Here is a 12,072-nt window from a genome sequence, read left to right as displayed (position 1 = left end):
GTTCGTATGGTGCCTTCCCGGCCAATGGTGGAGCACGCAAGGCCCCGCCCAGGCCCCGTGTTCTTACAACAATGATGTAATTTGACGATGACCTCCAATTTCCGCCATGTAGCGCTCATCGGCAAGTACCAGCAGGCATCGGGCACAGGCGCCTCCTCCATGACCGACAGTTCGCGCCAGGCCCTGCAGGACATTGCGCAGTTCCTCACGGGGCAGGGCTGCGAGGTGGCGCTGGAGGCCGAGACCGCTGCCAACACCGGCCTGTCCGGCTACCCCGCCATGGACGTGGACACCATCGGTGCCCGCTGCGATCTGGGCCTGGTGGTCGGCGGCGACGGCACCATGCTGGGCATCGGCAGGCAGTTGGCGCGCCACAGGACGCCGCTGATCGGCATCAACCAGGGGCGCCTGGGCTTCATCACCGATATCCCATTCGACACCTACCAGGCCACCCTGCCCCCGATGCTGCAGGGCGAGTACGAAGAAGACCTGCGCCCGCTGATGCACGCCCGCGTGGTGCGCGACGGCCAGGTGGTCTTCGAGGCGCTGGCCATGAACGACGTGGTGGTGAACCGCGGCGCCACCTCGGGCATGGTGGAGCTGCGCGTGGAAGTGGGCGGCCGCTTCGTAGCCAACCAGCGGGCCGATGGCCTGATCATCGCCTCGCCCACGGGCTCCACGGCCTACGCACTGTCGGCCGGTGGCCCCATGCTGCACCCGTCCATCCCCGGCTGGGTGCTGGTACCCATCGCACCGCACACCTTGTCCAACCGGCCCATCGTGCTGTCGGATGCCACCGAGATCGCCGTCGAGGTGGTCAGCGGCCGCGACGTGAGCGCCAATTTCGACATGCAGTCACTGGCCTCGCTGCTGCACGGCGACCGCATCCTGGTGCAGCGCTCCGAGCACTGCGTGCGCTTTCTGCACCCGCTGGGCTGGAACTACTTTGCCACCCTGCGCAAGAAGCTGCGCTGGAACGAAGGGGGCTCCTGACCATGGCCCTGAGGCGCATCACGCTGCGTGATTTCGTCATCGTCCAGGCGCTGGAGCTGGACCTGCAGAGTGGTTTCACCGTGCTCACCGGCGAGACAGGGGCCGGCAAGTCCATCCTCATCGACGCCGTGCAACTGGTGCTCGGCGCCCGGGCCGATGCCGCGCTGGTGCGCGAAGGCTGCCCCCGCACCGACGTGTGTGCCGAATTCGACACCCCGCCCGCCGCCAGGCCCTGGCTCGAAGAAGCCGGGCTGGAGGGCGAGGAACTGCTGCTGCTGCGCCGCACCGTGGACACGCAGGGCAAGAGCCGCGGCTGGATCAACGGCACGCCCGCCACCGCTACGCAACTGCGCGCGCTCGGCGAGCTGCTGCTCGACATCCACGGCCAACATGCCTGGCAGAGCCTGACGCGGCCCGAATCGGTGCGCGGCCTGCTCGACGCCTACTCGGGCACCAGCGACCGGGCGACGCTTGCGCGCTGGAACCAGTGGCGGGCCGACCAGAAGGCACTGGCCCAGGCCCGCGCCGCCCAGGCCACCCTGCAGCAGGAGCGCGAGCGCCTGCAGTGGCAGATCGCCGAGGTCGACAAGCTGGCCCCGGGCGATGACGAATGGCCCGAACTCGACGCGCAGCACAAGCGCCTGTCCAACGCCTCGGCATTGATGGAAGCGGCCAACGCCGCCATCGCTGCCCTGTCGGGTGGCGATGCGGAGGGCGGCGGCGCGCTGGACGGACTCTCGCGCGCCCAGGACCTGCTGCAGGACCACGAGCACCTCGAAGCCGAATTCGCCAGCGCCGCCGATATCCTCAACTCCGCCGTGGCGCAGGCCGGCGATGTGGTGCATTCGCTGCACGCCTACCTGCGCCACAACGACCTGGACCCCGAGCGCCTGGCCGCCGTGGATGCGCGCCTGTCGCTGTGGATGACGCTCTCGCGGCGCTACAAGCGCAGCCCAGTGGAGCTGCCCGCATTGCTGCACGGCTGGAAGGCCGAGCTGCAACAACTCGACGCCGCCGCCGACCTGGTGGCGCTGGAAAAGGCCGAGGCCGCCAGTGCCCGGGCCTACCAGGCCGCGGCGCGCGCCTTGTCGCTGGCGCGGGCCAAAGGCGCGCCGCGGCTGTCGGCCGCCATCACCCAGGCCATGCAGGGCCTGGGCATGGCCGGCGGCCAGTTCGAGGTGGCCCTGGGCAAGCTGGCCGAGCCTGCCGCCCATGGCACGGACGATGTGGCCTTCCTCGTGGCGGGCCACCCGGGCGCAAGCCCCAGGCCCATCGGCAAGGTGGCCTCGGGCGGTGAACTGTCGCGCATCTCGCTGGCGATCTCGGTCACCACCAGCGCACTGGGCGAGGCGCCTACGCTGATCTTCGACGAGGTGGACTCGGGCGTGGGCGGGGCCGTGGCCGACACCGTGGGCCGGCTCATGCAGCAACTGGGGCGCGACCGCCAGGTGCTCACCGTGACCCACCTGCCCAAGGTGGCCGCGCGCGCCGACCACCACCTGGTGGTATCCAAGCGCAGCGGCGCCAAGGGCACGGCCAGCGAGGTCGTGGCCGTGCAGGGCAAGGACCGCATCTCCGAAGTGGCCCGCATGCTGGGCGGCGACGATTCCAGCAAGGCCACCGTGGCCCATGCGCGCGAGATGCTCGATGTCGCTCCACCACCGGCGCCAGTTGCGCCGCCCGCCCGCAGCCCCAAGAGGAAGAACACGAAAAAGGCAACCGATGGCGCTTGAGATTGTGCTGATCACGGGCATGTCCGGCTCCGGCAAGTCGGTGGCACTGCATGCCCTGGAGGATGCGGGCTACTACTGCGTGGACAACCTGCCGCCCGAGCTGCTGCCGGCCTTCGTGGCGCTGGAGCACCGCCACCACGGCAACCGGGTTGCCATCGCGATGGACGTGCGCAGCGCCACCTCCCTGCCGCTGGTGCCGCTGGAGCTCGACCGGCTGCGCAAGCAGGGCGTGGTGGTGCACTCGCTGTTCCTCGATGCAACCATCGACACGCTGGTGCGGCGTTTTTCCGAAACGCGCCGGCGCCACCCGCTGTCGCACGACGAGCTGACTCCGGACACCCTCAAGCAGGGCCGGCGCGCGCTGGTGCAGATCATCGAGCTTGAGCGTGAGCTGCTGGCCGACCTGCGCGAGGAGGCGCACGTCATCGACACCAGCGCCATCCGCTCCTCGCAACTGCAAAGTTACGTAAAGACGCTGATGGCGACGGCGCCAGGGCAGCTGACCCTGGTGTTCCAGTCGTTCGCCTTCAAGCGCGGCATACCGGTGGATGCGGACTACGTGTTCGACGTGCGCATGCTGCCCAACCCGCACTACGAGCCTGAGCTGCGCGACCAGACCGGGCTGGACGCCCCCGTGGCCGACTTCCTGCGCGCGCAGCCGGACGTGTCGCTGATGCAGGGGCACATCGAGGGCTTCCTGGCCCACTGGCTGGAGATGCTGGACCGCAACCACCGCAGCTATGTCACCGTGGCGATCGGCTGCACCGGCGGGCAGCACCGCTCGGTGTACCTGGTGGAGCGCCTGGCCGAGGCCTTTGGCAAGCGCTGGGCCACCCTGCGACGCCACCGCGAACTCGACGGGCGCTGAGCGAGCGCGCCCTACAGCAGGCCGCCGAAGAGATTGCCCAGCAGCTTGCGGATGGGCGCAGGCAGCCCCATCCCTTCCCACTCGCTGGCGCTGAACCAGCCGCCCTCCCCGGCCGCATCGCGTGCCACAGGCACCGTGAGCACTACGGGGTGCAGGTGCAGGTCACGGTGCGTCAGCACGTGCATGAAGCCGCCCAGCCCCTCGGTCTGCCCCGGCGCCACAGGCACCGGCAGGTGCGCCAGGTGGTCGTGCAGGTGCGCCTCGTCGGCGAACACCGGCAGGCAGAACAGCCCGGCCCAGATGCCCGAATCGGGCCGGCGTTCCAGCCACACGCGGCCCTCGCTATCGCGCATCACCAGGAGCCACCACGATTCGGCCCGGCGCTTGAGCTTGCGCGTGCGCACCGGGTAGCGCTCGGCATCGCCGGCCTGCCCGGCCACGCAGATGTCCAGCAGCGGGCAGGGCGGGCAGTCGGGCGCGCGCGGGCTGCACAGCGAGGCGCCCAGGTCCATCAGGCCCTGGGTGTAGCGCGGCATGGCGTTGGCGAGGTCTTCCACGGGCAGCAGCGCCTCCGCCTGGTCCCAGAGCAGGCGCTCGTTCCTGGCCACGGCCAGGTCGGCGTCGAAGCCCAGCACCCGCGTGAGCACGCGGCGCACATTGGCATCGAGGATGGGCGTGCGCTCGGCAAAACAGAAGGAGGCGATGGCCCCGGCCGTCGAGCGGCCGATGCCCGGCAGGGTGGCCAGCACCTCGGCCGTGCGCGGGAAGGCGCCGCCGTGCAGGTTCACCACGGCCTGGGCGCAGGCATGCAGGTTGCGCGCCCGGCTGTAATAACCGAGGCCGCTCCACAGGCCCATGACCTCGTCCTGCGGGGCCGCAGCCAGGGCCTGCACGTTGGGGAATTTTTCGAGGAAGCGGGCGTAGTAGCCCAGCACGGTGCTCACCTGGGTCTGCTGCAGCATGATCTCGGACAGCCAGACCCGGTAGGGGTCGCGCGTGTTCTGCCAGGGCAGGTGGTTGCGCCCGGCCGTCGCCTGCCAGCGCACCACGCGCTGCGCCACCCCACCCGCCCGCGCGTCCATCAAAGCGGCAGGGCCACGTCCACGGGGGACTCTTCGGCTGCGGCCTGCTCGGCGTCCGGTGGCGCAATCAGCTGCGAGGTCAGCTCCTGCAGGCGGTGCTCCAGCTGGATGAGTTCACCCTCGCCCTGCTCGATCTCGGCGATGCGCTCCACCAAGCCGCTGGCGGCCTGCTGGATGCGGTCCACCGCCTCCATGCGGCGGGCGAAGCTGCGGCGCCGCTCGCGCAGTTGCGCATCGAGCTGCGCCGTGGCGGACTTGCTCCACAGCTCCAGGTCATTGGCGGCGGACTCGTACACGGTGCGCAGGCGCATGGCCAGGGCACGCACCAGGCGCTCGGAAAACTCGGGCTGGGCCAGCTTGAGCGAGTTGCCCAGGCCCAGGTACTGCAGGTGGCTCTGCTCGATCTGCGACAGGTCGTGCGCAAAATGCTCCAGCTGCGGGGGCGACGGCACCTGCAGCGAGAAACCGAACTCGGCGTTGAGCTGGCGGAAGGTGCCGCCCAGCATGGCCTGGATCTCCGTGCCCGAGGCCTGGGCCTTGTCCAGCGTGCCGCGCAGCTTGTCGAAGGTCTGCACGTAGATCTTCTTCACGCCCAACTTGAGGCCCTTTTGCTGCAGCAGTTGCGCCAGCTCGGCCAGCTCCACCTTGAGGGCCTTGGAGCCCAGTTGCTGGAACACATCGCGCAAGAGCTTCAGGTGCACGGCGCGCACGGCCTGGATCTTGGAGGCGGAGAGGTCGAACTCGTGCTGCTCCTGCTCGATGCGCTGGCGCATGGATTCGATGACCGAGGCATTCTTGCCGCGCAGGCTGCGCAGCTCGGCCATCTGGTCGTCCAGGTCGCGCCGGCGGATGTTGATGACACGCGCCGTCTCGGCGCGCAGGCCGGCCACGCCCGTGGCCACGGCCGCCCGCAGGATGGCCTGGCGCTGGCCCATGATGCCCTTGGCCAGCACTTCTTCGAGCACGGGCAGGCCGCTGGTCTCCAGCAGCAGGTCGTCGGCGGTGATCTTGGCGACCAGGCCCTTCTGCGCGGAAACGGGCACCACCTTCTCCACCGCCACGCCCAGCATCTCGGCGGCCGTGCTGCGCTGGCGGTCCATCTGCGCCTGGATCTGCTCGGCGGAGTTGAGCGTGTCCCACAGGGTATCGATCTTGTTGAGCACGACCAGGCGGGCGTCCATGCTCTCGGCCGAGGTGGCCAGGTGCTCACGCCAGATGGACAGGTCCGAGCGGGTCACCCCAGTGTCGGCGCTCAGGATGAACACCACCGCATGGGCCTGGGGAATCAGGTTCACCGTGAGCTCGGGCTCCGCCCCCACAGCGTTCAGGCCTGGGGTGTCCAGGATCACCAGCCCCTGCTTGAGCAGCGGATGGGGAATGTTGATGATGGCGTGGCGCCACATGGGCACCTCGACCAGGCCATTGGCATCGGGAATCGGGTTCTCGTCCACCAGATCGTCGTGCCAGAAACCCAGCGCGCGGGCGTTGTCCAGGCTCACGCGGCGCACCTCGGCCACCTTTTCGAGGGCCTTGGCGATCTGGTCGGCGTCGTTTACATCCAGCGGGATCTCGTGCCAGCGATCGGGCCGCATGCGCCATTCGGCCAGGCCGTGCATCTGCAGGCGTGTCTCGATGGGCAAGAGGCGCAGGCTGGGGGCGAACTCGGCGTCGTAGCCCAGCTCGGTGGGGCACATGGTGGTGCGCCCCGCGCTGGCGGGCATGATGCGTCGGCCATAGTCGGCGAAGAAAATCGCGTTGATCAACTCGGACTTGCCGCGCGAGAACTCGGCAACGAACGCAACCATCACCTTGTCGGTGCGGACCTGACTCTCCAGGCGCTGCAGTCGCTCCTGGACGGACGCGTCCATCAGCTCGTGGGAGGACATCCACTCGGCCAGCTGCTTGAGCTGCTGAGCGAACGCACGTCTCCACGCGCCATGCTGGTCAAACTGCTCGTTGAATGAAGGTCCCACTTTGCTCCCGGCGTTCGATAACGACTGTTTCTGAACAAACAAAATATAGCATCGACTGCGCGCCAGCCATAGCTGTGGATGGTGCTTATGTACCACCCCGGCCAGGCCGGGCCATTTTTACGCACAAGCGGCAACCGGCCGGCACGGTGCCTGCCCCTGTCATGCCCGCTGGCAGCGTGGGCAGAAATAGCTGCTGCGCTGGCCCTGGCGAAGCGCCTTGATGGGCGTGCCGCAGACCTTGCAGGGCGCGCCCTCGCGCCCGTACACGTTGGCATGGGCCTGGTAGCTGCCATAGGCGCCGTCGGCGTTGGAAAAATCCTTGAGCGTGCTGCCGCCCAACTCCACGGCACGCTCCAGCACCTGCCGTATGGCTGCATGCAGCCGTCCCATTCTGGCCGGGCCAATGCGTGCCGACGGTGTCTGCGGGCGAATACCCGACAGAAACAGTACCTCCGACGCATAGATGTTGCCGACCCCCACCACGACCTTGCCCCCGAGCAGCATCTGCTTAATGGGCACGCGGCTGGCCTTGATGCCGCGGCTGAAGGCATCCAGGGAGAAATCGTCGGACAGGGGCTCCATGCCGAGGCCGCCGAGCAGCTTGGCCGCCACCGGGTCGGCCTCGCCCGCTGCGTGCACCACCGCGCCGAAGCGACGGGGGTCGTGCAGGCGCAAGGTGCCCTGGGTGGTGACCAGGTCGAAATGGTCATGGGGCCCCGGCGGCGGCAGGCCCTGCGCAAACCGAAGGCTGCCGGACATGCCCAGGTGCACCAGCAGCACCCCCTGATCCAGGTCCACCAGCAGGTACTTGCCCCGGCGGCGCACGCCAGAGACACTGCGCCCGACCAAGGCACCGCCATCGCCCCCCAACGGCCAGCGCAGCGGCTTGCCCATGCGCACGGCGGTGACCTGGGCGCCAGCGATGGCCTGCGCAAAACTGCGCCGCGTTACTTCCACTTCGGGCAACTCAGGCATCCAAAGCCCTCACAAACAGGTTGTCATGCATGGATTATTATGGGTCGATGGTGCCTTCAAACTACTTTCGGTATGCCGTCCTGACACTTGCTCTTGCAGCAGTAACCACGGCAGGCCTTGCCCAGCAACCCGGCGTTGCGGCGCCACAGGCGGCCGAGCCGGCGCCCGATGATGCCCCCAGCAGCAACCCTGCGCTGGACGCAGAATTGTTCTATGAAATCCTCATGGGCGAGATCAATGCCCGCACCGGCGAGGCAGGCACAGGCTATGCCCTCATGCTGGAAGCGGCGCGGCGCACCAACAACCCCCAGCTTTACCAGCGGGCCGCCGACATGGCCTTGCAGGCACGCGCGGGCGACCACGCACTGTTAGCCGCCAAGGCCTGGCGCGAAGCCCAGCCGGACTCGCGCGAGGCCAACCGCTATGTGCTGCAGATACTGATCGCCCTGAACCGCATCGGCGAAACCCCGGAACTGCTGCGCCAGGAACTGGCCCAGGCCCCCGTCCAGGCCAAACCCGCCATCTTGGGCATCGTGCCCCAGATGTTCGCCCGTGCCAGCGACAAGCCACTGGCCGCCAAGGTGGTCGAGCAGGCCCTGGCAGACGAGCTGGCCAAGCCAGCCAATGCGGCAGCCGCGCACATTGCCATCGGGCGTGTGCGCCTGGCTGCCGGCGACAAGACCGGCGCGCTGGCCAGCGCCCGTGCCGCCCAGGACCTGGACCCCACCAGCGAAGGTCCCGCCCGGCTGGGCATGGAGCTGCAGGAAGAGAGCGTGCCCGAAGGGGAAGCGCTGGTGGCCCGTTATTTCGCCAGCCAGCCGCAGGCCACGCCTGAGATGCAGATGGCCTACTCGCGCGTACTGCTCGGCCAGCAGAAGTACGCCGAGGCCAAGGTCCAGCTCGAAGCCGTGACCCGCGCCAAGCCGGACCTGCCCGAGCCCTGGCTGGTGCTGGCCACGCTGCAGTTGCAGGACAACCGGCTGGACCTGTCCGAAACCTCGCTCAAACGCTTCCTGACGCTCATCGAGGGCCCGGACATCAACAGGGAAGCACGCCAGCGCAGCCTCAACCAGGCCTACCTCCTGTACGCGCAGATCGCCGAGAAGAAGGGCGATTTCGCGGGCGCCGAGGGCTGGCTGGCGCGCATCGAGAATTCGAGCGAGCTGTTCAGCGCGCAAAGCCGCCGCGCCTCACTGCTGGCCAAGCAAGGCAAGATCGCCGAGGCCCGCGCGTTGCTGCGCTCCCTGCCCGGCGTGACCGAGGACGACAAGCGCATGAAGCTGCTGGCCGAAGTACAGCTGCTGCGCGACCAGCGCCTGTTCAAGGAAGCCTACGAGGTTCAGACCGAGCTCGTGGCCCTGGCCCCGGAAGACGGCGAACTGCTGTACGACCAGGCCATGCTGGCCGAGAAGGTCGGCCAGTTCGACACCATGGAAAAGCTGCTGCGCCAGATCATTGCGCGCCAGCCGGACTACCACCACGCCTACAACGCGCTGGGCTATTCGCTGGCCGAGCGCGGCCAGCGCCTGCCCGAGGCCCGGCAATTGATCGCCAAGGCCCTGGAGCTGGCACCGGGCGACCCCTTCATCACCGACAGCCTGGGCTGGGTGGAGTTCCGCATGGGCAACAAGGCCAAGGCGCGCAGCCTGCTCGAAACCGCGTTCAAGTCCCGGCCCGACGCCGAGATCGCCGCCCACCTGGGTGAAGTGGTCTGGAGCATGGGCGAGCGCGACAAGGCCCTGGGCATCTGGCGCGAAGGCCTGCGCCTGAACCCCGAAAACGACAGCCTCAAGGACACCTTGAAGCGCCTGGGGGCGAAGCCCTGATGCGGCTCCTTGCCGGCAATGGCAACCCCTTTGCGCTGCGCCAATGGATGGCATGGCTGGCCCTGGCCTGCACGCTGTGGCTCACAGGCTGCGCCCAGCCGCCCCGGGCGGCCGAGTCCGGCACCGCATCGTGGTCGGGCCGCCTGTCGCTGCAGGTGGAAGGCCAGGCATCGCAATCGTTCTCCTCGCTGTTCGACCTGCAGGGCAATCCAGACAAGGGCGAGCTGGTGCTCACCAGCCCGCTGGGCAACACGCTGGCGCGGCTGCAGTGGGAAGCGGGGCGCGCGCAGCTCACCACCGGGCAGGAAACCCGCGAGTCCACCTCGCTCGACGAATTGCTGCGCCAGGCCACCGGCACGGCCATCCCGGTTGCTGCCATCTTCGAATGGCTCAATGGCAACCAGGCCACCGCCACCGGCTGGCAGGCCGACCTCTCGGGCAGCGCCGGCGGCCGGCTGGTGGCCCGGCGCCACGACCCCGCACCCGAAGCCACGCTGCGCATCGCCTTCAGCCGCTGAGCCGCGCCCTGCCCCCTTTTTTCCATGCACGCGCTGTACGACGTACCGGCTCCGGCCAAGCTCAATCTGTTTCTGCACATCACAGGGCGGCGCGCCGATGGCTACCACCTGCTGCAGTCGGTGTTCATGCTCATCGACTGGTGCGACACCCTGCACTTCGAGCGCCGCGCAGGCGGCGCCCTGAGCCGCGAAGACCTGGGCCCGGCCCTGCCCGAGATGGACCTGGTGCTGCGCGCAGCGCACGCCCTGCAGGCGGCCACGGGCTGCACCGAGGGCGCGCACATCGGCATCACCAAGCGCATCCCCGCGCAGGCCGGCATGGGCGGGGGCTCGTCGGACGCAGCCAGCACGCTGCTGGCCCTGAACCGGCTGTGGGGCCTGAACCTGTCGCGCCAGGCGCTGCAGAAGATCGGCCTGGCCCTTGGCGCAGACGTTCCGTTTTTTTTATGCGGCACGAACGCTTTTGTCGAAGGAATTGGTGAGACAATCACGCCGCTTGAGAATGCACAGCAACTTCCGCAAGCACGCTTCGCGGTCGTCAAGCCCGCAGCAGGATTGGAGACAAAAGCAATTTTTTCTTCGTCGAGTTTGAAACGTGATTCTGGCTGTGCTACAATCTTAGGCTTTGCTGCAACACACTTTGACTTCGGTCGAAACGATCTGCAGCCAGTTGCCGAGGCACTGTGCCCCGATGTTACGCAAGCCCTTTCGTGGCTTTCGCAGCGCGGGATGCGACCCAGGATGACAGGCTCAGGAAGTGCTGTGTTTGCACAAATGCCACATGCGATGGATCTTCAAGGCGCCCCCGGCGACTGGCAGATCAAGGCATGTGACAATTTGATGGTTCATCCTCTGGCAGGGTGGGCATCAGACGAGAATTTCGGTTAGCTGCTTTCAGCAGTTGACCCGTGTAGGGGAGTCGCCAAGCTGGTTAAGGCACCGGATTTTGATTCCGGCATGCGAAGGTTCGAATCCTTCTTCCCCTGCCAAATATCTACTCGCGTAGTACGGGCTTTTTTTTCAGACCGCTGGGACGCTCATGCAAGGCAATCAACCCGACTTCATGGTATTCACCGGCAATGCCAATCCTGGCATGGCAGCTGAAATTGCCCAACACCTCGGGACCACCCTCGGCGCTGCCGATGTGGGCCGGTTCTCCGACGGTGAAGTGACCGTCGAGATCAAGCAGAACGTGCGTGCGCGCGATGTGTTCGTGGTGCAGTCCACCTGCGCCCCGACCAACGAAAACCTGATGGAACTGCTGATCATGGTCGATGCGCTCAAGCGTGCATCGGCAGAGCGCATCAGCGCCGTGATACCCTACTTCGGCTACGCCCGCCAGGACCGCCGCCCCCGCTCGTCGCGCGTGCCCATCACCGCCAAGGTGGTGGCCAACATGCTGCAGGCCGTGGGTGTGGCCCGCGTGCTGACCATGGACCTGCATGCCGACCAGATCCAGGGTTTCTTCGACATCCCGGTGGACAACATCTACGCATCGCCCGTGCTGCTGGGCGACCTGCGCCAGAAGAATTACGAAGACCTGATCGTGGTCTCGCCCGATGTCGGCGGCGTGGTGCGCGCCCGTGCGCTGGCCAAACAGCTCAACTGCGATCTGGCCATCATCGACAAGCGCCGCCCCAAGGCCAACGTGTCCGAAGTCATGCACGTGATCGGCGAGATCGAAGGCCGCAACTGCGTGATCATGGATGACATGATCGACACCGCCGGCACGCTGGTGAAGGCCGCCGAGGTGCTCAAGGAGCGTGGCGCCAAGAAGGTGTACGCCTACTGCACGCACCCCATTTTCTCGGGTCCCGCCATCGAACGCATCGCCAAGGGCTCGGCCCTTGATGAAGTGGTGGTGACCAACACGATTCCCTTGAACGACAACGCCAAGGGATGCGCAAAAATCCGCCAGCTCTCCGTGGCCCCGCTGATCGCCGAAACGATCCAGCGCATTGCCAAGGGCGAGTCGGTGATGAGTCTGTTCTCGGACCAGGACAACCTGTTCTGACATGCCCCGGGCCTCGCAGGAGGCCGTCGGCTTTGCAAGATGGTTGACACCAAGCCTCCTTCGGGAGGCTTGTCCGTTGGTTCGGGAACG

At 67.4% G+C, this 12,072-nt stretch carries 10 protein-coding genes and 1 tRNA gene; 8 read left to right on the top strand and 3 right to left on the bottom strand.

Features of this window, described 5'->3' with window-relative positions:
* The first annotated feature begins 87 nt into the window (after positions 1-87).
* From ACSQ3Y_RS07665 to rapZ, 3 genes are read left to right on the top strand one after another with little or no spacing between them, the layout of a single operon-like run.
* Positions 88-993, top strand: coding sequence for an NAD kinase (locus ACSQ3Y_RS07665; RefSeq protein ID WP_428002343.1), 906 nt, complete (start codon positions 88-90; stop codon positions 991-993).
* A gap of 2 nt (positions 994-995) precedes the next feature.
* Positions 996-2,726, top strand: a complete 1,731-nt coding sequence (gene recN / locus ACSQ3Y_RS07660; protein ID WP_428002344.1) for a DNA repair protein RecN — start codon at positions 996-998, stop codon at positions 2,724-2,726.
* Complete coding sequence (gene rapZ / locus ACSQ3Y_RS07655) at positions 2,716-3,594, top strand: RNase adapter RapZ (RefSeq protein WP_057205475.1); 879 nt, start codon at positions 2,716-2,718, stop codon at positions 3,592-3,594. The genes recN and rapZ overlap by 11 nt, the downstream gene beginning before the upstream one ends.
* A gap of 11 nt (positions 3,595-3,605) precedes the next feature.
* Here rapZ and mutY read toward each other — a convergent pair whose 3' ends face one another.
* From mutY to mutM, 3 genes are all read right to left on the bottom strand, one after another.
* The gene (gene mutY, locus ACSQ3Y_RS07650; protein WP_428002346.1) at positions 3,606-4,676 is read right to left on the bottom strand and encodes an A/G-specific adenine glycosylase; all 1,071 of its coding nucleotides are present in this window, start codon (positions 4,674-4,676) and stop codon (positions 3,606-3,608) included.
* The gene (locus tag ACSQ3Y_RS07645) at positions 4,676-6,649 is read right to left on the bottom strand and encodes a dynamin family protein (RefSeq protein ID WP_436176883.1); all 1,974 of its coding nucleotides are present in this window, start codon (positions 6,647-6,649) and stop codon (positions 4,676-4,678) included. Before ACSQ3Y_RS07645 ends, mutY begins: the two co-directional genes overlap by 1 nt.
* Positions 6,650-6,808: 159 nt before the next feature.
* Entirely contained in the window at positions 6,809-7,624 is an 816-nt protein-coding gene (mutM, locus tag ACSQ3Y_RS07640) for a bifunctional DNA-formamidopyrimidine glycosylase/DNA-(apurinic or apyrimidinic site) lyase (RefSeq protein ID WP_057205480.1), read from the bottom strand.
* Between the two features lie 29 nt (positions 7,625-7,653).
* Between mutM and ACSQ3Y_RS07635 the strand changes: the two genes are divergently transcribed.
* The 5 genes from ACSQ3Y_RS07635 (at position 7,654) to ACSQ3Y_RS07615 (ending at position 11,982) form a co-directional block, all read left to right on the top strand.
* On the top strand, positions 7,654-9,450 hold the full coding sequence (locus tag ACSQ3Y_RS07635; RefSeq protein ID WP_436176882.1) for a tetratricopeptide repeat protein: 1,797 nt from the start codon (positions 7,654-7,656) through the stop codon (positions 9,448-9,450).
* A complete protein-coding gene (locus ACSQ3Y_RS07630) occupies positions 9,450-9,968 on the top strand; it encodes a lipoprotein insertase outer membrane protein LolB (protein WP_428002348.1) in 519 nt (172 codons plus the stop codon). Before ACSQ3Y_RS07635 ends, ACSQ3Y_RS07630 begins: the two co-directional genes overlap by 1 nt.
* Positions 9,969-9,992: 24 nt before the next feature.
* Complete coding sequence (gene ispE, locus ACSQ3Y_RS07625) at positions 9,993-10,856, top strand: 4-(cytidine 5'-diphospho)-2-C-methyl-D-erythritol kinase (protein ID WP_057205488.1); 864 nt, start codon at positions 9,993-9,995, stop codon at positions 10,854-10,856.
* Between the two features lie 24 nt (positions 10,857-10,880).
* Positions 10,881-10,957, top strand: a tRNA-Gln gene (locus ACSQ3Y_RS07620).
* Positions 10,958-11,007: 50 nt separating this feature from the next.
* Entirely contained in the window at positions 11,008-11,982 is a 975-nt protein-coding gene (locus tag ACSQ3Y_RS07615; protein ID WP_057205491.1) for a ribose-phosphate pyrophosphokinase, read from the top strand.
* The last annotated feature ends 90 nt before the right edge of the window (positions 11,983-12,072 follow it).

The sequence above is a fragment of the Acidovorax sp. LjRoot66 genome (genome assembly GCF_964253305.1).
GTDB lineage: Bacteria > Pseudomonadota > Gammaproteobacteria > Burkholderiales > Burkholderiaceae_C > Acidovorax.
This window is presented reverse-complemented; position numbering and strand designations above follow the sequence as displayed.